Annotated in this window: 20 protein-coding genes; 5 read left to right on the top strand and 15 right to left on the bottom strand. The window is 67.2% G+C overall.

Annotated features, from left to right (window positions below; genetic code table 11):
- The first annotated feature begins 93 nt into the window (after nt 1-93).
- A complete protein-coding gene (locus DF286_RS06615; RefSeq protein WP_146193575.1) occupies nt 94-1,578 on the top strand; it encodes a PLP-dependent aminotransferase family protein in 1,485 nt (494 codons plus the stop codon).
- A gap of 4 nt (nt 1,579-1,582) precedes the next feature.
- On the opposite strand, the gene creD is transcribed toward DF286_RS06615, so the two are convergent.
- Together creD and sdhA are read right to left on the bottom strand one after the other, a co-directional pair.
- Entirely contained in the window at nt 1,583-2,974 is a 1,392-nt protein-coding gene (gene creD / locus DF286_RS06610; RefSeq protein ID WP_243444747.1) for a cell envelope integrity protein CreD, read from the bottom strand.
- A 125-nt stretch (nt 2,975-3,099) separates the two neighbouring features.
- Nucleotides 3,100-4,887 carry a succinate dehydrogenase flavoprotein subunit gene (sdhA, locus tag DF286_RS06605; RefSeq protein WP_109270711.1) on the bottom strand — a complete coding sequence of 596 codons (1,788 nt, stop codon included), beginning with the start codon at nt 4,885-4,887 and terminating at the stop codon, nt 3,100-3,102.
- Nucleotides 4,888-5,086: 199 nt separating this feature from the next.
- On the opposite strand from sdhA, the gene DF286_RS06600 reads away from it, so the two are divergent.
- Nucleotides 5,087-6,166, top strand: a complete 1,080-nt coding sequence (locus tag DF286_RS06600) for a DUF5694 domain-containing protein (protein ID WP_109270710.1) — start codon at nt 5,087-5,089, stop codon at nt 6,164-6,166.
- Between the two features lie 30 nt (nt 6,167-6,196).
- Here DF286_RS06600 and DF286_RS06595 read toward each other — a convergent pair whose 3' ends face one another.
- On the bottom strand, nt 6,197-6,667 hold the full coding sequence (locus DF286_RS06595) for a peptidylprolyl isomerase (protein ID WP_109270709.1): 471 nt from the start codon (nt 6,665-6,667) through the stop codon (nt 6,197-6,199).
- 138 nt (nt 6,668-6,805) lie between these two features.
- On the opposite strand from DF286_RS06595, the gene mgtE reads away from it, so the two are divergent.
- Nucleotides 6,806-8,221, top strand: a complete 1,416-nt coding sequence (gene mgtE, locus DF286_RS06590) for a magnesium transporter (RefSeq protein ID WP_109270708.1) — start codon at nt 6,806-6,808, stop codon at nt 8,219-8,221.
- Nucleotides 8,222-8,224: 3 nt separating this feature from the next.
- Here mgtE and DF286_RS06585 read toward each other — a convergent pair whose 3' ends face one another.
- On the bottom strand, nt 8,225-9,175 hold the full coding sequence (locus DF286_RS06585) for a hypothetical protein (RefSeq protein ID WP_109270707.1): 951 nt from the start codon (nt 9,173-9,175) through the stop codon (nt 8,225-8,227).
- Between the two features lie 107 nt (nt 9,176-9,282).
- On the opposite strand from DF286_RS06585, the gene DF286_RS06580 reads away from it, so the two are divergent.
- Nucleotides 9,283-9,687 (top strand): DUF1489 family protein, encoded by a 405-nt coding sequence (locus tag DF286_RS06580; protein ID WP_109270706.1) that lies wholly within the window; start codon nt 9,283-9,285, stop codon nt 9,685-9,687.
- Nucleotides 9,688-9,690: 3 nt separating this feature from the next.
- On the opposite strand, the gene DF286_RS06575 is transcribed toward DF286_RS06580, so the two are convergent.
- The 6 genes from DF286_RS06575 to DF286_RS06550 form a co-directional block, all read right to left on the bottom strand.
- A complete protein-coding gene (locus DF286_RS06575) occupies nt 9,691-10,383 on the bottom strand; it encodes a head GIN domain-containing protein (protein ID WP_109270705.1) in 693 nt (230 codons plus the stop codon).
- Nucleotides 10,384-10,521: 138 nt separating this feature from the next.
- A complete protein-coding gene (locus tag DF286_RS06570; RefSeq protein WP_109270704.1) occupies nt 10,522-11,259 on the bottom strand; it encodes a head GIN domain-containing protein in 738 nt (245 codons plus the stop codon).
- A 114-nt stretch (nt 11,260-11,373) separates the two neighbouring features.
- Nucleotides 11,374-11,910 (bottom strand): CarD family transcriptional regulator, encoded by a 537-nt coding sequence (locus tag DF286_RS06565; protein ID WP_109270703.1) that lies wholly within the window; start codon nt 11,908-11,910, stop codon nt 11,374-11,376.
- 250 nt (nt 11,911-12,160) lie between these two features.
- Nucleotides 12,161-12,499 (bottom strand): ferredoxin FdxA, encoded by a 339-nt coding sequence (gene fdxA, locus DF286_RS06560; protein ID WP_109270702.1) that lies wholly within the window; start codon nt 12,497-12,499, stop codon nt 12,161-12,163.
- Nucleotides 12,500-12,642: 143 nt separating this feature from the next.
- The gene (locus tag DF286_RS06555; RefSeq protein ID WP_109270701.1) at nt 12,643-12,939 is read right to left on the bottom strand and encodes an RNA-binding S4 domain-containing protein; all 297 of its coding nucleotides are present in this window, start codon (nt 12,937-12,939) and stop codon (nt 12,643-12,645) included.
- Nucleotides 12,932-15,448, bottom strand: coding sequence for a helicase-related protein (locus DF286_RS06550; protein ID WP_109272058.1), 2,517 nt, complete (start codon nt 15,446-15,448; stop codon nt 12,932-12,934). The genes DF286_RS06555 and DF286_RS06550 overlap by 8 nt, the downstream gene beginning before the upstream one ends.
- 204 nt (nt 15,449-15,652) lie before the next feature.
- Between DF286_RS06550 and DF286_RS06545 the strand changes: the two genes are divergently transcribed.
- On the top strand, nt 15,653-17,191 hold the full coding sequence (locus DF286_RS06545) for a M23 family metallopeptidase (protein ID WP_109270700.1): 1,539 nt from the start codon (nt 15,653-15,655) through the stop codon (nt 17,189-17,191).
- Between the two features lie 58 nt (nt 17,192-17,249).
- Here DF286_RS06545 and DF286_RS06540 read toward each other — a convergent pair whose 3' ends face one another.
- From DF286_RS06540 to DF286_RS06520, 5 genes are all read right to left on the bottom strand, one after another.
- Nucleotides 17,250-18,947 (bottom strand): ATP-binding protein, encoded by a 1,698-nt coding sequence (locus tag DF286_RS06540; protein ID WP_109270699.1) that lies wholly within the window; start codon nt 18,945-18,947, stop codon nt 17,250-17,252.
- A gap of 94 nt (nt 18,948-19,041) precedes the next feature.
- On the bottom strand, nt 19,042-19,794 hold the full coding sequence (locus DF286_RS06535) for a TIGR02186 family protein (protein WP_170303942.1): 753 nt from the start codon (nt 19,792-19,794) through the stop codon (nt 19,042-19,044).
- A 5-nt stretch (nt 19,795-19,799) separates the two neighbouring features.
- Nucleotides 19,800-20,714, bottom strand: a complete 915-nt coding sequence (locus DF286_RS06530) for a sulfite exporter TauE/SafE family protein (protein ID WP_109270697.1) — start codon at nt 20,712-20,714, stop codon at nt 19,800-19,802.
- 61 nt (nt 20,715-20,775) lie between these two features.
- A complete protein-coding gene (locus DF286_RS06525) occupies nt 20,776-21,492 on the bottom strand; it encodes a hypothetical protein (RefSeq protein ID WP_146193573.1) in 717 nt (238 codons plus the stop codon).
- Between the two features lie 293 nt (nt 21,493-21,785).
- Nucleotides 21,786-23,174: a glycosyl transferase family protein gene (locus DF286_RS06520; protein ID WP_243444746.1), complete on the bottom strand. Its 1,389-nt coding sequence runs from the start codon at nt 23,172-23,174 to the stop codon at nt 21,786-21,788.
- Nucleotides 23,175-23,219: the final 45 nt, after the last annotated feature.

The following is a 23,219-nucleotide window of genomic DNA, read 5'->3' as shown; positions in this document are numbered from 1 at the left end:
TGGGTGACGGCTGCGGCAGGCAGCGCCGCGCCGACGACCGGCCTCATAATGCCGAGATGGACCGCCGCCAAGGCCCGCCCTATGTTCGCGCCGATGAACAGAGACAAGCCCGCCACCAAAGCGATGACGGAAGGCGGCGATGCGCGCCTTCACCTGGACCCGAAAACGGGTCTCAACCGCTACCATTCGGCGCCGCGGCCGAGCGACGTGCTCGCCTATGCGTCCTCCACCGCGAACGACATTTCGGCCGAGGCCTTCGCCCATGTCGAGGCGACGATGCAGGCGCTGGCGCCCGCCGGGAAGCTGTCGCCCCAAGCTTATGCGGCGCAGCTGGAGCAGCTGAGGCATCGGATTCGCCAAGCCTATTCCCTGGGCAATGACGTGGAGATCGTGTTCGCGCCCTCCGGCACCGATCTCGAATATGTCGCACTGGCCGCAGTGGCGGGGAAGGGAGCGGGCGGAACCCACAACATATTGCTGGGCGCCGACGAGGTCGGGAGCGGCTGCATCCACTCGGCCCACGGCCGCTATTTCGCCGACGAGACGGCGCTCGGTGTCGCGGTTCAGGTTGGCCAGACCGTGCCCGGCCTCGACGAAACCCACGTCGACCTGATCGACATACCGGTGCGCGACGCGCGCGGCTACGGCCGCCCTTCGTCCGAGATCACGGCCGCGATAGAAGCTGCCATCGCGGCCGCCGCCGCGGCCGGTCGGCACCCGCTCATCCACATTGTCCACGGCTCCAAGACCGGGCTGATCCTCCCGTCCCTCGCCGACATCGATCGCCTGCGCGCCGCCCATGGCGACGGGATCACCTTCGTCGTCGATGCCTGCCAGGCGCGGATCACCTCGGCCGCGATTGCCGATTACCTGGCCCGGGACGCCATCGTCTTCGTCACCGGATCCAAGTTCATGGGCGGTCCGCCGTTCAGCGGCTTCGCACTGGTGCCGCCGGCGCTCGCGACCGGGATGGCGCCTCTACCTGCCGGGCTTGCCACCATCTTCCGCCGTGCCGAGTGGCCGCAAGCCTGGCCCGGCGTCGATCAGCTGCCCGACGGCGCCAATCTCGGCCTGACGCTGAGGCTGGACGCCTCGATTTTCGAGCTGGAGCGGTTCCAGGCCCTCTCGCTGGAACAGGTGACGCGCGTCGTCCTCGCCTTCCACGCCGCGGTGCGCCAGGCCATGATCGGGCCGCTGCCCATTCGCCGCGTCGCCCCCTATCCACAAGGCGACCGAGCGGAGGCCGACAGCCACCCGATCGAGATGCGCACGCTTTCGACCCTCGATCTTTCCCACCTGGGCGAGCCCGCCACGTTCGAGGATGCCCAACGCTGGCACCGCGACCTGCTCGCCCACGACATCCGGCTCGGTCAGCCGGTCAAGTGCGTGAAGCTGCCGGACGGCCGCTGGGGCGCGACCCTGCGGGTCGGCCTCTCAATGCCCAACATCGTCGCGCGGGCGGCCTTGTCTGACGCGGCGCTCAAACGCGCGTTCGAGGCCGACATGGACCGCATCGAGCTGGCCCTCGCCGCCGTCTCCGGCCAGCACAGCGCTTCGCCGCTTGCCGAAGCCTGCTGACTGTTCATGCCTCAAGCGTTTGCCGCGCTCCCCAGTTGAGGTTGCGGGTGAGATACATCACCGCCGCCAGCGCCGCGAAGAGGAGCAGCGATCCGATCAGCAGCGAGAAGGCTTCGAGGCTGAGCAGGACGTAGAGGACGACGTAGAGCGCCAGCAGCAGCCCGGCGATAAACGAGGCTCGCCGCCAGCTCTTCAGTACCGCCGCCGAATAGGCCGTGTTGAGCCCGATGATGGCCGCGCTCGCCACGACATAAGCGGGCGTGAAGCCGATCACCTCGGCAAAGGCGAGCAGCAGCACGAAGAAAAGAACCAGGCCGGCCCCGACCAGCAGATACTCCACAGCCGACACGCGGACCCCACCGATTACGTCGAACAGAAGGTAGGCCAGGAAGGTGAAGCCGATGAACAGGAAGCCGTATTTGGTGGCGCGGTTGACGCGGGAGTAGAGGTCGACCGGCTGGACGAGATCGATCCGCGCCTCGTAGCCGCCCGCCGGGGCGGCGACGGCATAGGCGTCCATCGCCGGCCGCGGGGGCACGGGTTCGTCGCCCCGCGGCGCCCCGGTGCTCACCAACGATTGACCGAGCGCGAGATTGCCGACCTGATAGGTCGCGGTGAAGCCTTGCTCGGAGACGCTTCGATCGACCGGCAGGAAGCCGCCCTGGAAGGAGGGGTGCGGCCAGGGCGACGTCACCCGCCAGCGCGTATCGCCGGCGTGAGGCGCAAGGCTCAGCCAGCCGTTGCCGCGGAAATCATAGGCGAAATCGACGATGATAGGCGCACCCGTGAGCGGCGCGGCGTCTAGCCAGGCGAAAAAGCCGGAGCCGCCCGTCGCCGGCGTTCCGCCGCCAGGCTGCAGACGAAGCGGTCGCCCACCCACCGAAACGCGCGGCGGCTGGCCGAAGAGGCCGCGGGGATCGCTGACGCCGAAGCGGAGCTCCGCCCGATCGAGCGCCATGTCTGCCACCGCCACACCGAAGCGCGACAGATCCTCCGGCATGGCGAAGCGGGCCTTGCCGCTCATCGCCGCCTCGTAGACCACGGCCTCGTAGATCGAGCGCCGCCGCCGCTCCGGGCGAATGGCCGTCTGGATGTCCGCCACCTCCGGCGACAAGGTCAGCTCCTGCCAGACCTGCCTCGACCGCACGACGGGGCGTCCGCCCTCGGTAACCGTTTCCGTGACCGTCGCCCGATAGGGAATGACCAGCAGGGGGCCTGCCACCTGCTGCGGGCCGCCCCAGCCTTCTGCGATCGACGCGCGCGCCGTCTCCGACTGAGACTGGCGGTCGTAGACCAGCAGCCATACGGAGAAGAGGGGAATGGCCAGCACCAGGCCGATGAGAATGGTCAGTGCAAGCTTGGCGCCCGGCGAACGTTCGGCTGAAAACAGTCCCACGTGCGTCTCCTCTGCTCAACTCGTCGACGATGATGCACGCTTCGCCGACGAAAGGCGAGGCCCGATCTCAGACCTACCGGCAGAGCCCTCACCGATCCACCGCCCGAGGGACGGCGGAGCGGCGTTCAATAGACCCGTGCCTTCGGCTTGATGTAGGCGATGTCGTCCGTGAGGGTGTAATCGTGGACCGGCCGGTAGTCGATGCGCACCTTGCCCTGGTCGAACCAGGTGATGGTGTGCTTCATCCACTCGGCATCGTTCCGCTCGGGATAGTCCTCGTGCATGTGGGCGCCGCGGCTTTCCTTGCGGTTGGCGGCCGAGTGCATGGTGACGACCGCCTGCGGGAGCATGTTGTCGAGCTCCAGGGTCTCGATGAGGTCGGTGTTCCAGATGAGGCTGCGGTCGGTGACTTCGATGTCGCCGAGGCGCTGATACACCTCGTCGATCTTCGTCATCCCCTCGGCCAGCGTCTTCTCGGTGCGGAAGACGGCGCAATCGGCCTGCATCGTCCTCTGCATGTCGAGGCGCACCTCGGCGGTCGGGCTTCCGCCCTTGGCGTGGCGGTAGCGGTCGAGGCGCGCCAGAGCCATCTCCTCCGAGCCCTTCGGCAGCGGCCGCGGCTTGGCGGCGCGGTCGATCACCTCGCCGAGGCGATGCCCCGCGGCGCGACCGAAGACGACCAGGTCGATGAGGCTGTTGGAGCCGAGGCGGTTTGCACCGTGCACCGACACGCAGGCCGCCTCGCCGACGGCGAACAGGCCCGGCACGACGGTGTCCGGGTTGCCGTCCTTCAGGGTCACGACCTCGCCATGATAGTTGGTCGGGATGCCGCCCATATTATAGTGGACGGTCGGCACCACCGGCAGCGGCTGGCGGGTGAGGTCCACACCCGCAAACACCTTGCCGGTCTCGGTGATGCCCGGGAGCCGCTCGGCCAGGATCTTGGGATCGATATGGTCGAGGTGCAGGTAGATATGGTCCTTGTCCTTGCCGACGCCGCGCCCTTCGCGGATCTCCATCGCCATCGAGCGGGAAACGACGTCCCGGGAGGCGAGATCCTTGGCGGACGGGGCATAGCGCTCCATGAAGCGCTCGCCCTCGGAGTTGGTAAGATAGCCGCCCTCGCCGCGCGCGCCCTCGGTGATGAGGACGCCGGCGCCGTAAATGCCGGTCGGGTGGAACTGCACGAACTCCATGTCCTGCAAGGCCAGGCCGGCGCGCAGCACCATGCCGCCGCCGTCGCCGGTGCAGGTATGGGCCGAGGTCGCCGAGAAATAGGTGCGGCCATAGCCACCCGTCGCCAGCACGACCGCTTGGGCCCGGAAACGGTGGATTGTGCCGTCCTCCATGCAGAGCGCCATCACGCCCCGGCACTCGCCGCCTTCCATGATCAGGTCGAGCGCGAAATATTCGATGAAGAAGTCGGCGTCATACTTCAGGCTCTGCTGGTAGAGCGCGTGGAGCATGGCGTGGCCGGTGCGGTCGGCGGCGGCGCAGGTACGCTGCGCGGGCGGGCCTTCGCCCATATTCTGCATCATGCCGCCGAACGGGCGCTGGTAGATCTTGCCCTCGTTGGTGCGGCTGAAGGGGACGCCGGCATGCTCCAGCTCGTAAACGGCGGCCGGCGCCTCGCGGCAGAGATATTCGATCGCGTCCTGGTCACCGAGCCAGTCGGAGCCCTTGACGGTGTCGTACATGTGCCAGGTCCAATGGTCCGGCCCCATGTTGCCGAGCGACGCCGCGATGCCGCCCTGCGCCGCCACCGTGTGGCTACGGGTGGGGAAGACCTTGGTGATGTTGGCAGTCTTCAATCCCTGCTCGGCTGCGCCCATCGTCGCACGCAGCCCCGCGCCGCCGGCGCCAACGACGACGACGTCATAATCATGGTCAATGATTTTGTAGGCCTCGGCCATCGGGCTCCCCTTCATTGGTCAGTCGTGCTTTAGGCCGAATGCCGATTGTTGCAAGGGCAAGGGATGCGGTCGCGGCGTCTGCCGGACGCACCCAGCCGAAACAGCTTTGCCAGCATCAAGGCAGCGAGCACGACACTGGACTGTCGACCAAGTGTGTTATATCAATAATCCACCCGTAAGTCAGACCAGAAGGGAAAACATGTTGCGCTCGACGATCGGCGGCCTTTTGATCGCTTTTCTCGCTTTCGGGACGGCCGCGGCCCAGACCTATCGCCCGGCTTTCGATCCCGGCGCGCTCAAGGGACCGCGCGCCGGCGCCCCCAACATGGTGATGGTGCTCGGCACGCCGCATCTGTCGAGCTTTCCGGAAAGCTTCGATCCGGACCGTCTCGGCGGGTTGCTTGAGCGGCTGGAGGCGTGGGGGCCGCAGGCGATCGCGATCGAATCGCTGTCCGGGCCGCAGTGCGATTTCATGCGCCGCTATCCGGAGCGCTATCGCGATACGGTCGAAGACTATTGCTGGGACCCCGCCCCGGCGCGGGCGGCGACTGGCCTCGAGGTGCCGGCGGCGACGGCGGAGGCCAAGCGGCTGCTGGCAAGCTGGCCCGAGGAGCCGACGCCGAGCCAGCGCCGGCGGCTCGCGGCCGTCTTCCTGGCGGGGGGCGAGCAGGCCTCGGCGCTCGTCCAGTGGCTGCGCCTGCCCGAGACGGAACGCCAGGTCGGCAACGGGCTCGACGACGTTCTGGTCGCACGGCTCGAAACGCTGGAGGGACGACGTAACGAAAACACGCTCATCGCTGCCCCGCTGGCGGCTCGGCTGGGGCACGAGCGGGTTTACGCCATGGACGACCACACCGCCGACGCGGCGGTCAGCGACAAGGAGGCCTATGGCAAGGCGATCATGGCCGCCTGGGACAATCCGGCCGTGGCCAAGCGAAAGGCCCTCGACGACGCCCTCGCGGATGAGATTGGGACCGACGAAGGAGTCCTCGTCCTGTACCGCGCCTATAACAGGCCGGTGCTAGCGCAGCTTGCCTTCGAAGGCGATTTCGGCGCCGCCCTGGAGGAACCCTCACCGCAGCGGTTCGGGCGGCGCTACCTCGGCTATTGGGAGACCCGCAACCTGCGCATGGCGGCGAACATCCGCGAGATGTTGGGCTTCAATCCGGGCATGCGCGCGCTGGTCATCGTCGGCGCCTCGCACAAGGGGTATCTGGAGGCCTATCTGGACCAGATGCACGATGTGCATCTGGTCGACACGGACACGGTGCTGCATTGACCGCGGCGCGGGCGCCGAGCGCCCGACGCGTCAGTCACGAAGCCGCGCCTTGAGGATGCGGCCAGGCCTGGCCGGCGGCTCGCCCTTGGGAAGGGCGTCGACATGCTCCATGCCCTCGGTCACCTCGCCCCAGACGGTATATTGACCGTCGAGGAAGCGGGCATCGTCGAAGCAGATGAAGAACTGGCTGTTTGCGCTGTTGGGGTTCTGCGCGCGGGCCATGGAGCAGACGCCGCGGACATGCGGCTCGCGGCTGAACTCGGCGGGAAGGTCGGGCTTGTCGGAGCCGCCCATGCCGGTCCCGGTGGGGTCGCCGCCCTGGGCCATGAAGCCGTCGATGACGCGGTGGAAGACGACGCCGTCGTAAAATTCCTCCTCGGCCAGGGCCTTGATGCGCTCAACATGCTGGGGCGCTAGATCCGGGCGGAGACGAATGATGACGTCGCCACCCTGGTCGTTGCCGGTGTCGAGGGTGAGCACGAGGGTGTTCTGGTCGGCCATGATCGTCTCCTGAGAAGGTTCGAAGGGCGACTTAGGCGCGCGGGCGCGGGGACGCCACCCCGGCGCGCCGGAAATATCGACAGCGGCGGCGCGTGCGCCTAGGAACCGGTGACGGTTTCCGGCTTTAGGGAGAGGGCGATGAGCGACAGCGAACTCGAAACGCCCGCCACTCCCGCGCCCGACGAGGCCGAGGACCGGCTCGACGAAGACGACCGGCTGCGGCCGGATTTCGTCCGGCGCGTGCTCGAGCGGGTCCAGGCCGGCGATGCCGACGGCGCGCGCGAGTTGGTCGACCCGCTCCACCCGGCCGACATCGCCGACCTGTTTGAGATCGTCGATCGTGACGAGCGGCAGGCCCTGGCCGCCGCCATCGCCGACCTGCTCGACGCCGAGGTCTTCTCGGAAATGAACGACTGGGTGCGCGAGGAGCTGATCGACGCGCTCGAGCCGCACGAGATCGCCGACATCGCGGGCCAGCTCGAGACCGACGACGCGGTCGCCATCATCGAGGACATGGAGGAGGACGACCAGCGCGCCGTCCTTCGCGCGCTGGATCCTGACGACCGCGCCGCGATCGAGGAAGCGCTGACCTTCCCGGAGGAATCCGCCGGCCGCCTGATGCAGCGCGATCTGATCGCGGTGCCCGAGCATTGGAATGTCGGCCAGGTCATCGACTATCTCCGCTCCGGGGAAGGCCTCGCCACCGACTTTTGGGAAGTGTTCGTCGTCGATCCGCAGCATCACCCGGTGGGGACGGTGCAGCTCTCCTGGATCCTGCGCACAGCGCGCCACATCGCCATGGCCGACCTGATGCAGCGCGAGCAGACGCTGATCCCGGTCGACATGGACCAGGAAGAGGTCGCGCTTCGCTTCCAGAAATATGCGCTGATCTCCGCCGCCGTCGTCGACCAGGCGGGACGGCTGGTCGGCATGATCACCGTCGACGACGTCGTCCACATCATCCAGGAAGAAGCGGGAGAAGACGTGCTGCTCCTCTCCGGTGCCGGCGAAGGCGACATCAACGAGCCGATCCGCGACAGCTATCGCGCGCGCGTGCGCTGGTTGATCGCCAATCTTGGGACGGCACTGGTCGCCTCCTTCATCATCGCCCTGTTCGGCGCGGCGATCGAGGAGATGGTGGCGCTCGCCGTGCTGATGCCGATCGTCGCCTCGATCGGCGGCAATGCGGGCACGCAGACGATGGCCGTGGCGGTGCGCGCGCTCGCCATGAACCAGCTCACCCGCTCCAACACCTGGCGCACCATCGGGCGCGAGATCCGGCTGGCGCTGCTGAACGGCGCCACCATCGCGGTGCTGATCGGCTTCGGCGCCGGCCTGGTCTTCTCCAACCCGGCGCTCGGCGCGGTCATCGCCGCCGCCATGCTGATCAACATCGCCATAGCGGGCCTGGCGGGGGTCGCCGTGCCGGTCCTCCTCGAACGCCTCAAACAGGATCCGGCGGTCGCCTCATCGGTGTTCGTGACCATGATCACCGATTCGATGGGCTTCCTCGCCTTCCTCGGCCTCGCCGTCGCCAGCGGACTGGCCGGCTAGGCTCTAATCCTTTGCGGCATCCGCGAGTTCGCGCCGCACCAGATTCGCCATCGTGCCTTGCTGCATGTTGGCCTTCAGCCTATTGTTGCTGTCGTAAAGCGAGCGGACATAGGCGATGTCCCAATCGGTGAAGTCCGATGGCGCCGTTTCGGGGCTGTGGAATAGGTTGAGGATGGTGGGAGCTGCCACGATAGGGTTGGCGACATCAACCTGCGCTAGGGCAAGCATCGCAACATAAGCGGACAGCTGCTGCATCGTCTTGCCTTCGATCTGGTCCAGATCGATGGTGATGAAGCTCGCATAGAGATCTTGGCGCGTCGATTGCTCAATGGTGCTGTTAGTATACTTCCGATAGGCGCGGCCGGTGACGAGCCCCCCGAGGCGTAGATCGGCGACGCCTGAATCGGCCAGAGTGCTCTCGCCGGCGCCGTCAGCGGGCTTCGTCGCGACGCGGCTCCAGGTGCGGACTGCCTCGGTGCTCGCCGTCATGCGCTCGAGGTCGTGATGGCTCATAGAATCGAAGAGGTCGGAGCGGGTCTGGTTGAGGACCGTAATGAAATCGGCCGGGTCGGATTCGAACGCCACCACCAGATTGATCTTGCAGCCCGGCCTTGCGACTTCCGCTCTCACTTCATTAGCGAACGCGATAATCGTGCCTTTGATGTAGGCGCTATACTCCGGCTTCAGACCTTGGACGCGGAGACAGATCGGACCGTTCCAGCGCGCCAGCTGGCCATAGGCCGCTTCCACGGCGACTTCGCGAACGAAGCTGTGGGCCACTTCCTTCGTCACCTTTGTGCCCGTCACTGTGATGGGGTCGGATACCCGGTCTTCCGGTGTTTGAGAGGGAAGCTGGAGCGCCGCCTGATCCAGCGGCGGCAACGTGGCGCTCGAGACGGTCAAAGGTGACGCCGCAACAAGAAGCGCGAAGGCGGCTTTGGACGAATTCCTCATGTGACGAACCCCCTGTTTTGTTCATCCGCATGTTACGTTATCACAACTCCAACAATTCTTGAAATTGTCGCCTTGACCCTCATCTGGCGGGACCTCAAATCGGCGTCATGGGCACGCTCCATATCAGCAAGGTCGCCGTCGCCTGTGCCAGCTTCGAGGCGCTGAAGAAAAGGCAGGCGGGGCGGATCGCCGACGGCATCGTGCCGTTGACCACTCGTTTCCGGCCGAAGCGGGCGGACGAGTTGGTTGGGGGATCGCTCTACTGGATCATCAAGCATCGGATCGCCGCCCGGCAGACCATCCTTGGCTTCGCCGAGGGCGAGGAGCGGCGGACGATCATCCGGCTCGACCCGGCGCTCGTTCCGGTTCAGGCCCGGCCGAAGCGAGCCCATCAAGGCTGGCGCTATCTCGCCAATGACGATGCGCCCGCCGATCTCGCCAGCGAGGGCGACGGCCTGGCGGCCCTGCCGCCGCGGCTGGTCGTCGAATTGTCTTCGCTGGCGCTGATCTAGCCGTCAGTTGCCGCAGGCGACGGCGCCGACCCCGCGCGACTTGACCTTGCATGAGGGCGACCCACGAATGGTGGTGTCGCCGGAGCCGGTGGCGGTCACTTCGGCGGTCTCGCTCACGGTGACGGCGATGGCGCCCGCCGTATCGGCGGTGATTTCGGCCTGCTCGGCGGTGAGCCCGGCGGCGTCGAAGTCGCCGCTGCCGCTGATCGCCGCGGTGACGCTTTCCGCCTTCCCGGCCAGAAAAATGCGGCCTGAGCCGAGCAGGCTGACGAACAGCTTGTCTGCCTTGACGCCGCCGACGGAGAGAGCCCCGCTTCCCGTCACGGCGACATCGAAACGCATGGCGTCGACCTCGTCTATGACGAGCCGGCCCGACCCGTTGACCGTGGCGGCGCGCAGCTCATGGCCGGAGATCGCGATCTCGGTGGGGCCGGGGCTTTCCCCCGGATAGCCACCCCAGGCGGAGCGGTTGGGGGAGATGCGGAGGGTTCGGCCCTCGACGTCGATCGACACGCGATCCAGCGCCTGGCTGCTACCGGAGGCGACGGCGGACGGCGGCTTGCCGGTCACCATTGTCACGATGAAGGGACCTTCGACCCGGATGCGGTCGAAGTCGGTGACGGTGTAGCGCCGCTCGGCGGCATGAGCCGGCACGCACAGGGCGAGAGCGAGGACGGCGAGCATGATCCTGGTCATGGACGGACCATGCCGGGGAAATGGTTAACGCGCGGTAACGCTAGCGGGCCCGATGCGCGAGGAGTGGAGGGCGAGGCAATCCAACTTCCGGCGCATTTCCGGATCGCCTCGCTTGCTCGCAAACGCCGGAGGACAGCCTCAGCCGCCGCAGCGGACGTCGCCGGAACCCATCTTATTGACGGAGCAGCGGGCCGTGCCACTGATCACCACGTCACCCGAGCCCATGATCGACACGTCGGCGCTTTCCATCGCCCGAGCACTGACGTCACCCGAGCCCACGATCGACACGTCGGCGCGCCTGCTCTCCAGCTTGGCGAGGTCGATGTCGCCTGATCCGGCGATCGACACATTGGTGCGGCCGGCGGTGCCGGCGGCATGGATGCCGCCCGAGCCGGCGATCGAGAAGTCGGCCGAGTCGACGCGTAGCGAGGCGATGTTCATGTCGCCCGATCCGCCGATGGAAGCGGAGAAGCGGCTCCCTTCGACTGCGTCGATGCGCATGTCGCCGGAGCCCCCGATGGCGGCGGCGGCGAGGGTCGGCGTCGTCACATGGACGGTGACCGGTCGTCGGCTGTGCGTGGAGCCGAACCATTTGCGGTCCTTTTTCGTGCCGATGTGGAGATCGCCATCCTCGACTTCGATCTTGAGCCGGTCGATTTCCGAGGCTGGTCCTTCGGCGCGAACCGATGCGGCGGGCCCGACCGTCACCACCACATTGTGATGGCCACCAAGGGAAACGGAGTCGAAGCCGCCGACATCATAGGCGCGCTGGACGATCCGGCCGTCATACTCGCTCGACTCCCCCTCCTGGGCGTCGGCGCCGAAGCCGCAGGCGGCGACGGCGAGGGCGGGCAAAAGAACATAAAAGCCGCGCATGGCGATCCTCCTACTGTGTTGCTGTTGCAATACACTGTCGGTCCGCCTCCCGCAACATGAAAAGGGCGGCCCGTTTCCGGACCGCCCTTTCAAAAGTTTCAAGACCTGCGAAGCTTATTTCTCCGCGACCTTTTCCTTGTTGTAGATAGCCGCGGCCTTGTTGAGGATGTCGAGGATCTTCTCGAGTGCGGTCGGCTCGTCGACCTGCTCCATCGCCGCCAGCTCGCGGGCGAGGCGGCTGGAGGCGGCCTCGAAAATCTGCCGCTCCGAATAGCTCTGCTCGGGCTGGTCGTCGGCGCGGAAGAGGTCGCGGGTCACCTCGGCGATCGAGATGAGGTCGCCGGAATTGATCTTCGCCTCATATTCCTGGGCGCGGCGCGACCACATGGTGCGCTTCACCTTCGGCTTGCCCTTCAGCGTCTCCAGCGCGTCCCTCAGCGTCTTGTCGGACGACAGCTTGCGCATGCCGACGCTCTCCGCCTTGTTGGTCGGAACGCGGAGCGTCATCCGCTCCTTCTCAAAGCGCAGGACGTAAAGTTCCAGCTGCATGCCGGCGATATCGGTGCTCTGCAGTTCGACGACGCGGCCGACGCCGTGCTTGGGGTAAACGACATAATCGCCAACGTCGAAGTTCAACGCCTTCGTTGCCATGAATCACACCTTCCCGTGGAGAGAGCCGCAAAACCCGCCCAGCCGCATCGGCCCCATCAGACACAGCCCAAGTCGCGTCATGCAGCGACAATTTTCAGAATCGTCTCGTACGGATGCAAGCGGGCACCCGCTTCGATAAACGTCATATAACAGCAATGGGTCCGAAATGCTAGGGCCGCGAGGGCGCCTTTCATCGGAAATCGGCCAGAATCCGCCGTTTATGCGGGTATTACGGTATTGCCTTGGCTGGTCAGTCGCCCTCGCCCGGATCGGCCGAGAAATATTTTTCGAACTTGCCTTCCTCGCCCTTATGTTCGTCGGCGTCGGGCGGACTGTCCTTCTTGCGGGTGATGTTGGGCCATTCGGCGGAATAGGTGGCGTTCAGCTCCAGCCACTTCTCGAGGCCGGACTCGGTGTCGGGCAGGATCGCCTCGGCCGGGCATTCGGGCTCGCACACGCCGCAATCGATGCATTCGCTGGGATTGATCACCAGCATGTTCTCGCCCTCGTAGAAGCAGTCCACCGGACAGACTTCCACGCAATCCATATATTTGCAGCGGATGCAGGCATCGGTGACGACATAGGTCATGGGACAAGCTTCTCCTGAGACGTCAAGTCCCTAGTCTCGCTCCGCGGCGCTCGTCAATGATCACGCGCAGGACGAGCGCAAAGAAGCCGCCTGGATGCCGGCCGAGCCCTCCAGATACTGTCGAGCATCGAACTGGATTAAGGCTATTCAACCCCGACGTCGGAAGGCTGCTCGGCAGGCAACTCAACATAGAGCGCCCGAGCCTCGGCCGGCGGGCCGCGTCGCACGGGCAGCATGTCGATCCTGATCACCCGCACGGCGCCGCGCTGGGCGAAGCTCAGCACGTCGCCGACCCGCACCAGGGCGTGGGCGCGATCGATGACACGCCCGGCCATTCGGATCCGTCCCTGCTCCGCCATCGCCTGGGCTTGACCGCGCGTCTTCACAATCCGGGCGAACCAGAGGAACTTGTCGAGCCGCAAGCTGTCCGCCTCAGCCATTGCGGCGAAGCTCCGCCAGCGCGGCGAAGGCGTGGCCGGGATGAACCTTTCGCTCCGGCCTCGGCCTGCCCCGGCCCTTCCAGGTCCAGCCCTGCGCGTTCTTTGCCGGCCGGAAGCCCAAGTCGCGCATCAGCCGAGCAATGGCCGGCGGCTGAAGCCCCAGCGAGGTGACGAGGGTTTCGTCGACGGCGCTCGCCTGCTTGCCGTTCCGGGCTTCATGGGCGTGGCGCGCCAGCCGCTCGACGAGATCGACACGTAGCATCTGTGGGCCGAGTGGCCGAAAACCGAGCCGCGTGACCAGCGGGCGCGATCCGTCGTCCGGCGTGGGTAGGACGACGCTGCCGGGCGGCGGCAAAGCGGGCATCGGCTCCCCCGCCGCCGCCGTGCGAAGCGCCGTGCGCCAGCGCATCGCCTCCGGCTTCAGCATGTCGGGCATGAAAAGATCGAGAGCGCCGATCCGTACCTTCAGGCGGGACAGGACCCTTCGCTGCTCCCGCTCCAGGCTCGCCACCGGCTCGGCGACGGCGGCGCGGGCGACGATCCCGCCTTCGTCGACCAGCATGGCGAGCACCGAGCGGACCGCCGGCGGCGTCCCCGGATCGCGCGCCGCCAGTCCCGCGGCGCGGAGCGGCCTCAGCGATTGCTCGACCCGCGCCTTCACCCAGGTCTTCAGCCTTTCGATGACGGCCTCGCGGCTCCGATCCGACACCCGCTCGATCTTCTTGTCGAGGAGCACGCGCGGGCTGAGGAGGTTCTTGCCGGGGCCGAGCCGCGCCACCTCATGGCCGCGCCAAAGGATGGCGACCGGCTCCCCCGCCTCGGTGCGGAGTGAGAAATGATCGTCACTGTCGGCGACCAGCGCGCCGGCGCGCTTTTCATATTCGCCGCCGAGGCGCCGCTCCGCGGTGGCGAGCAGCATCTTGCGGTCGGCGTGGCGGGCGGCGGGATCGACCTGAAAGTCGAATCCGGTGAGGCGCCCGATCGCATAGCTGCCGACGCTGACCTCCCCCTCCTCGTCGATCATCACCGGGAACTCGCCGGCATTCTTGCCGCCGATGTCGCGCATAAGGACGGCAGTGCGCCGGTCGACGAAGCGCTGGGTGAGCCGCTCGTGCAGCGCGTCGGAGAGCTTCTCCTCGACCTCGCGGGTGCGTTCGGCCAGGTTGGCGGGATCGTGCAGCCAGTCGGCACGGTGGGCGATATAGGCCCAGGTGCGCACCCCTGCGATCCGATCGGCGAGTGTGTCGATGTCACCCTGGACATTGTCGAGCCGCGCCACCTGCTCGGCAAACCAGCCGGTAGGGATGCGGCCGTCGCCCTCGCTTAGATCGCCGTAGAGCCGCGCCACCAGCCGGGCGTGATGGTCCGCGCCCGTCTTGCGGAAATCGGGGAGACCGCAAGCGGCCCAGAGGCGGCGCACCCGATCCGGACCGGCCGCGCGACGCCGCACGTCCGGGTCCTCGGCGAGACGTTTCAGCACGGCGAGGTCGATCGCCTCGGGCGCGGCCCAGAGTTGCTGGTCGCCCGGGCGGCGCTCGAGCGACCGGATGAGGGCATCGAGGCTGCGGAAGTCGGGATCGCCCTCCCGCCAGAAGAGATGATCGAGCGGCGTGAAGCGATGCTCCTCGATGGCTTCGATCTCCTCCGGGCGAAACTCCGCGCCATGCTCGCCTTCCAGGGTCAGAGCGCCGAAGGTGCCGTCGCGCTGGTGACGGCCGGCGCGGCCGGCGATCTGGGCCATTTCGGCGGGGGTCAACCGGCGGCGGCGGCGCCCGTCGAACTTGGAGAGACCTGCAAAGGCGACGTGGCTCACATCCATGTTGAGCCCCATGCCGATCGCGTCGGTCGCGACCAGATAATCGACCTCGCCCGCCTGGTACATCGCCACCTGCGCGTTGCGGGTGCGGGGCGAGAGCGCGCCCATCACCACCGCCGCGCCGCCGCGCATCCGGCGCAGCATCTCGGCCACGGCATAGACCTGCTCGGCCGAGAAGGCGACGACGGCGGAGCGCGGCGGAAGGCGGGACAGTTTGGCAGGACCGGCATAGGAGAGCGTCGAGAAGCGCGGTCGGCCGATGATCTCGGCCTCGGACAGCAGGGCGCGGATCATCGGCTTCAGGCTCTCCGAGCCGAGGATCATCGTCTCCTCTCGCCCCCGCGCGTGGAGCATGCGATCGGTGAACACATGACCGCGCTCGGGATCGGCGCCGAGTTGGGCCTCGTCGAGCGCGACGAAGGCGAAGTCCCGCTCCATCGGCATCGATTCCGCCGTGCAGAGGAACCAGCGGGCGTCCTTCGGCAGGATTTTCTCTTCGCCGGTGATGAGGGCAACCTGGCTCTCGCCCTTGATCTTCACGACGCGGTCGTAGACTTCCCGAGCCAGGAGCCGCAGCGGGAAGCCGATCATCCCGCTCGAATGGGCGCACATCCGCTCGACCGCCAGATGCGTCTTGCCGGTGTTGGTCGGCCCCAAGATGGCCGCCAGCGGCGCCCGGGCGAAATCGCTCATGTCCATTAGATTGGGGCACGAGCGCCGCTTGGCAATGTCGGGTCGACCGACACGACTCGTCGACGCCGCGGCGCGGTTCATCGCAAGGCGCGGCCTGCACGGATTCACTTTACTTTACTTTAACCCTGTTTCCCCACAGTCCCTGGGCCCTGGCGCTAAGGCGCCGCGGGGTTTGAATTTTCCGGGGCCGCGGGGGCATCCGAATTGTATCAGTTCAACGACATGGGTGCCGGACAGGGCGGCGGAGCGGCGACTCTCAGCCTCGACCGTTCGATCGTCCGCTCGCCCACCGCGCCCGGCTTGGGCGACCGGCTCCAGGATCTGCGCGCCCGGATCGAGGAGCTCGATCTCGTCACCGACCTCGGCGTCCGCATCGGCTCGCGCGAATGGCTGCGCGGCCTCGGCACCTGCGCCGCGCTTTCATACGCCGCCTGGTCCTTCGCACCCGGCATCGAGCCGCTGCACGGCGCCACCCCTGCCCCAATGCCCGACGCCCATTGGGAGGAGGCCCGCACCCTCGCCATCGCGCCGCTCGCGCTCGGTGCCGATACCGGCCGCCGGATGGCGCCGACCGACGCCGTCGAGCCGCTCACCGATACGCCCGAGCGGCCGCGCATCGACCTGCTCGCAACCCTCGGCCGCGGCGACGGCCTTGCCCGCGTGCTTGAACGCGCCGGCGTCGCCGGTGCGGAGGCCGAAGCGGTCGCCGAAATGGTGGCGGCGGCCATTACACTCGATGAGATCAAGCCCGGAACGACGATCGACATCACGCTTGGCCGCCGCCCGAACAAGACGGTGGCGCGTCCGCTCGAGGCGCTCACCTTCCGCGCCCGCTTCGACCTGGAGCTGGGGGTCGAACGCATGAACGGCGCGCTGGCGCTGAAGCGCATTCCGATCGCCGTCGACGACACGCCGCTGCGCATCCAGGGCAAGGTCGGCTCCAGCCTCTACCGCGCCGCCCGCGCCGCCGGCGCGCCGGCCAAGGCGATCGAGGCCTATCTCCGCGCCATCGCCACCCAGGTCAGCATCGGCAGCATCGGTGCCGACGACGAGTTCGACATCATTATCGAGCATCGCCGCGCCGCCACCGGCGAAACCGAGACGGGCAAGCTCCTCTACGCCGCGCTCGAGCGATCGCGGGGCAAGGATATCGAGCTAATGCAGTGGGACCATGGCGGCCGGACCCAATGGTTCGAAGCCTCTGGTGTCGGCAAGTCGAGCGGCATGCTGCAGCGCCCCGTTCCGGGGCGCGTGACCTCCAATTTCGGCAAGCGCCGCCATCCGATCCTCGGCTATACCCGCATGCACAAGGGCATGGACTTCCGCGCCGGCCATGGCACGCCGATCCTGGCGGCGACGGATGGGCGGGTCAGCTTCGCCGGCCGCAGCGGCGGCTATGGCAAACAGGTCCGCATCAAGCATGATGGCGGCATCGCGACCTCCTATTCGCATATGAGCCGGATCGCGGTGAAATCGGGCGAGCGCGTCAAACAGGGCGAGGTGATCGGCTATGTCGGATCGACCGGCCTGTCGACCGGGCCGCACCTCCATTACGAGCTTTATCGCAACGGCGTCCCCGTCAATCCCGCCTCGGTGAAGTTCACCAGCCGGGCCCAGCTCAGCGGACGGGACCTCGCCAATTTCCGCAGCCAGCTGCGCCGCCTGCAATCCGTGCCCGTCGCCGGCAGCAAGGCGGAAGCGACGGCCGTCGCCGACGCCGGCAAGAAGCCGGACATCGCCTGACGACGCGGCCTGGCGGCCTCGGGCTTCAGACTGGGAATAGACGGTAGTCTCGGGGCGCCTAACGCCCCTGCGCGCGCCAGCGCTTGACGACGCGGGCGACCATCGTCTCCTCGTCGCCGCTCTGCTTCCAGAGCTCCGAGAAGGCCGGGTCGGACGAGGCGGGACGGCGATCGCGCTCCAGATCGTCGAAGGCGACGCGGATTGGAATCGACACACCCTCGCCGCAGACGATGCACTCGCGGTTGCGGAGCGCCGGAATGACGTCGAGGAAGCCGCGCGCGCCTTCCGGCATGGCGCTTTTCACGAAGGCCTGGTCGCGATCGTTGTTGAGGCGCATGGCGATGATCGTGCCGCACTGCGAGAGCACGCCCTCGGCCAGATCGGACGGCCGCTGCGTGATGAGGCCCAGCGACACGCCATATTTACGGCCTTCCTTGGCAATCCGCTCGAGGATCTTGCGCACCGCCTGGCCGCTCGAAGTCTTGTCGGCGGGGACGTAGCGGTGCGCCTCTTCGCAGACCAGGAGGACGGGCCGCTGCAGCTCGTTGCGCGACCAGATGGCGTAATCGAACACCAGCCGCGACAGCACGGCCACCACGACCGAGACGATGTCCGAGGGAACGCCCGAGACATCGACGATGGAGATCGGCTTGCCCTTGGCCGGCAGGCGGAAGATCTTGGAGATGAAGGCGCCCATGCTGTCGGCGACGAGCATGCCCGAAAACATGAAGCTGTAGCGCGGATCGGCCTTGAGCTCGTCGATCTTGGTCTTGAGCCGCATGTAAGGCGCGGTGTCGGTCGCCTTGTTCAAGAGCCCCATCTCGTTGGTGATGGCGGTTGTGAGGTCCGACAGCGTGTAGGGAATGGGCGAATCGACCGTGAGCTTGGTGATGCCCTCCGCGGCGCGGTTCTTGGAGCGCGCGAGCAACAGGCATTTGGCCAGGATGTCACTGTCGCGCTGCCGGTCGGCTCCGGTCGAGGTGATGATCACCTCGCAATGTTCCTCGAAGTTCATCAGCCAGTAGGGCATGGCCAGATTGTCGACGTTGAACAGCTCGCCATGGCCCTTGAACGCCGCCGAATATTCGCCGTGGGGATCGATCATGACGATATGGCCTTCGGGCGCCATGTCGCAGATACGGTGCATGATGAGCGCGGCCGAAGTTGACTTACCGGTGCCGGTCGAGCCCAACAGGGCGAAATGCTTGCCGAGCAGCGCGTCGATATAGAGCGAGCCGCGCACGTCCTTGGTCGGATAGACGGTGCCGATCTCGATATGCGGCCGCTCGTCGGCCGAGAACATCTGCTTGAGGTCGCTTCCCGACACCGGGAAGACGCGGTCGCCGGGGACCGGATAGCCGGTAATGCCGCGCTTGAAGTTGACGATCCGGCCGGTTGCAGGGTCCTGGTCGCCCTCGCCGAGGAAATCGATGTCGGCGACGACGACATCCCCCTCCTCGTCCGTCACGCGAAGGGTGCGGACGTTGGCGACCAGCCAGCGGCCGCCCGATTCGAGCTTCACCTGGCTGCCGACCTGGCCGGACATGGCGATGCTGGGATCGGCATCCGCCGCGAGTTCGCGCAGCCGTCGTCCGATAACCCGGGCGCGCGCGCCGCCACCCGTCACCTCCACGACGGAGCCGATCGCTTCATGCCGTCCGGCAGTCGGCGCCGGAGCGGCCGCCGGCACCGGCCTCGTCATCGCCATCGGCTGGTCTTCACGGGGCACGTCATGAAAGTTCATCATATCGGTCATCTCTCGGCCGGGCCCCTTCCAGTGGCGCTTTCGGTGGCGTGCCAACGAGATATGCCGAAAGGGTAAAGAACTTCCTTGCGCCGTCGCGCGGTCGTCACTTGCGGCGGAAGAGCGCGCTGCCGACCCAGCCGAGAAAGAGCGAGACGAGCACGGCGACGAGCCCGTAGGCGAGCGACCATTCCTCCGCCGACTCCGCGACGAACCGCTCGAAGCCGAGCTTCTCTATCTCGATCTCGCGCACCGCCGCCGCCATCACGCGCCCATCCTGTATGAGGAAAGTCTCGGCGGTGTAGGTGCCGACCGGAACGCGCGCGGGGATATTGATGCGGGCACGGTAGAGGACGCCGCCGGTGATCTCGACCCCGTCGGGCTTCTCGTAATAGAGCTGCTGACGCCGCATCAGATCGACCAGCCCGTCCTCGAAGCGCTGCTGCTCCTCGGGCGTGGCCCCCGCCCCGGGGGAGAGCTGGATATATTCGAGGCCGAGCTCGTAGATGGCGGCTATTCGCTCGTCGACCAGCTCCGACAAGGGGCTCGACGAAGCCACGGCATAGAAGGAGGGCGCGGAGCGGAAGCGCTCGCTCTCGACATTCATCCAGATGCCGGCAACCTTCTGCTTCTCGCGCACGATGATCGGCTGGGTCGGCCCCTTCACGACGACGGCGATGTCCGCCGGATCCTCCGGCACGACGCCACCGGGATAGATGATCGCGCCGAACAGCAGCAGCTCAGCGCCGGTGAAGGAATATTGGATCTGGATTTCCCGCTGCGACACGTCGGGCACCAGCAGCGGCTCGGCGGCGCCGAGCGACAGAGGCAGCGCGAGCAGCAGCGCGAGAGCCCGCATCCGCCTCAAAGGAGCTGCACCGTGTAGATCTCCGCCGGCCGCCATCCGAGCCCCAGGGCCATGCGGAAAGCGACGCCGAGCACCATGATCGCCAGCGCCAGGCGAAGCAGCTCCGGTTTCACCTTTTGCGCGAACTGAGCCCCGAACTGCGCGCCGACGACGCTCCCGACGAGCAGCAGCACGGCCAGAACGATATCCACGGATTTGGTGGTGGTCGCGTGGATGAGCGTCGTCGCGGCGGTCACGAACAAAATCTGAAGCAACGACGTACCGATGACGACCGAGGTCGACATGCCGAGCAGATAGATCATGGCGGGAACGACGACGAAGCCGCCGCCGACCCCGAGCAGCACCGTCAGCACGCCCGAAAAAAAGCCGAGCGCGAGCGGCGCCAGCGGCGAGATGTAGAGGCCCGACTGGTAGAAGCGCCAGCGCATCGGCAAGGCGGCGATGATCGGATTGTGCCGCCGCGTCGGCTTCTTCGCCTTCTCGCCCGGCTGTATGATGCCGAGCGCGGTCGCCGACTCCTTCGCCATCAGCACGCCCACGCTCCCTAGAAGGAGCACATAGAGAAGCGCGATCGCGGTATCGATCTGGCCGCTGTCCTGGAGCAGGCGGAAGAGACCGCCTCCCGCCAGCGTGCCCAGGAATCCGCCGGCGACGAGCACGCCCCCCATCAGATAATCGACGCCCCTGCGCCGGCGGTGCGCGAGCATGCCCGAGACGCTGGTGCCGGTGATCTGGGTGGCCGATGAGGCGACGGCGACCGCGGGCGGAATGCCGTAGAAGATGAGGATCGGCGTGGTGAGGAAGCCTCCACCGACGCCGAGCATGCCGGTCAGCAGTCCGACGAGGCCGCCCAAGCCGATGATCATCAGCGCGTTGACGGAGAGGCCTGCGACGGGGAGGTAAATATCCATGGGCGGCGCGAAACTAGCCGCTAAACGGCGGGGGCGGAAGGCGCAGACGCCACTCCCTGCGTCAGAAATCGGCGGACAGCGTCAGCGCCGGCCCGGAGGCGGGTTTGGCGGATCCCGCGACCCGCAGGCGCCACTCGGCGGTGAGGCGGGCCCGGACCGGCGACAACCGCGCCGACACATGGGGACCGATGTCGAGCCGGGAGAGGCCGGGCTGCGCCGCCCCCCACACCCCCAGACCGGCCTTCACCCTTCCCGAAGGGACGAGCGGCGCCGTGAGCAGCGCGGAGCCGTCGGCGAAGAAATCCCGGGACTTCAGCCCGACCACGCCGCCCTGGGCATAGGCGTCGAGTTGCACCGGCCCGAGCACGGGACGTTCCGAAACGCCGCCATAGGCGATGAGCGAGAAAGCCGAGCGGCCGTCAGGTCCCAGCGCCTGCCGCCGCTCCGCGAGTACCTCCACGGGCAAGCCGGCGACCGGCTTCCAGGACACTCCGAAAGCGGCCTCCGATGCTTCCAAACTGCCGAGAGGGGCATAGACGCGGCCGCTGAGAGCCAGCGGGCGAGCGGAGTCCCGGTTGAGCCTATAGGAGACGCGCGCGCCCGCCTGGCTCCCGCCCAGCAATCCCCCGGCCGCGAGTTGAGATGTCCCGCCGCGCCGCACGAAGATCCATGCCGAAGCCGACCAGCGGTTCCCGACCGAGGGACGTTCCGGAACCCTGTAGGGCGCGAGTTCCGGACGCCGGCGGTCGATCACCGGGCCGGCAGGCGGCGTTTCCACAGGAGCCGAGTGCGCCGCGACTGCGAGGAGGACAGGCTCGGGCGGACCTCCTTGTCGACCCGGGAACTCCATCAGCGGTGACGCCGCCGCAGCTCCGCCTTTCGCCAAAGGCGCAAAAACAGGAATCGGATGTGGCGTTGGTCGAGGCGGGAAGCGCTCGGGGACGGCCGCAGCCGTCGCCGCTGCGACGAGCGGCGTCGGCGTTGGGCCTGGATAGATAAGGGCCACCCTCATGCAGGCCCATCCGCCGACGATCAGCATCAGAAAGCGCAGCGGCGGAGGGGCGGACTTCATCAGCGCCGGAGGAGCATCGGAAAGGCGTGAGCGGTCTTGTCCCACCTCGGCCTCCCGCGCTTTCTCGCCCTGACATAACCGATCACGGCGCGCCGGGCTGCCAGCATGGCGATGGCGTTACCGACCACCACTCGTGGCACCGACCGCAGCCCTTCGCGCCAGCCATAGGCCTGAGTGACGAAGGCAAAGCGCAAGGCGAGCCGCCAGGCCAGCAGGACGAAGCTTAAGGTCAGCAAGGCTTCAAGCAACGGCGGGTTCGGACGGGGCGGGATGCCGAAAAAGATGTGGCGCAGGCTGAGCAGCGCCCAGAGCAGGAGGGCTACATAGGCCGCGACGAGACAGAGCGCGGCCAGCACCGATCGCCGGTCGCGCAGCCTCATCCACCGCTCCTCCACGCCTCCGCTCCAGCCCAGCCGATCCCAGCCGGAAAGAGCGATGCCCGTCATCCAGCGCGCCTTCTGCGCGACCGCGCCCTCGACTGTGCCCGGGAAATATTCCCGCGTCGCGACGAGCGGCCCTCCCTCGGACTCGGGCAGCCGCACGAAGGCCGCCCGTCCGCCCGCGAGCCGGATCTTGAGGCCGAGCTCATAATCCTCGGCGAGGCTCGCGGCATCGAAGGGGCCGGCGCCGGACCGCACGGCGATCCCCGCCAGCATGTCGCGCGAGAAGGCGCAGCCGACTCCGGCCGACGGCAGGCCGGCACCCACGGCCTCGCGCACGACCAGCTCCTTGGCGTGGGATTCGGCGAACTCATCGATATAGTGGCCCGCGATCCAGCGCGAATTCGGGTCGATCAGCGGCAGCACCGGCAGCTGGACGAGTTCGAACCGTTCGATCAGCCGGTCGAAGATCCGGAGCTCGGCTTCGTGAACCACATCTTCGGCGTCGTGGAGGATCACCGCCTTCACGCGCCGCCCCTCCGCGGCCTCGTCCGCCACCATCGCGGTCCATAGGCGATTGAGACAATCGGCCTTTGTCGTGGGCCCGTCCACCGGGCCGACGACGAGGCGGACACGCGGATCCTCGACCTCGCGTACGGCTCTGATGGTGTCGGGATCGTTGGGATAGCAGCCGACATAGAGACGATAGTCGCCATGGCGGAACGTCGCCAATGTGTGGCGGAGCATCGGCCCGATGACCCCGGACTCCTCCCAGGCGGGGATGAACACGGCCAGTCGCCCCGGCGAGCGGGCTTCCTCCAGCGTATCGGCCCGCGCCCGTTCGAAACGCCTGTAGACGGTCAGCCGGCGCCACGCGCTCCTCGCGATCCAGATCAGATCGACGACGACATCGCTAAAGCCCATGAAAAGGAAACCGCAGGCGGCGAAAAGTGCGGCCTCGTGCATGACGACGCCCAATCCCTCGAAAAGCAGCCCCCCGCTTTCCATGAATCCCCCCGATTCGATGTAAAGAGCATCTACATTGAAGCTGGC

The sequence above is a fragment of the Sphingosinicella humi genome (assembly GCF_003129465.1).
Classification (GTDB): domain Bacteria; phylum Pseudomonadota; class Alphaproteobacteria; order Sphingomonadales; family Sphingomonadaceae; genus Allosphingosinicella; species Allosphingosinicella humi.
The sequence above is the reverse complement of the archived record's forward strand: the minus strand, read 5'-3'. Positions and strand labels throughout refer to the sequence as shown.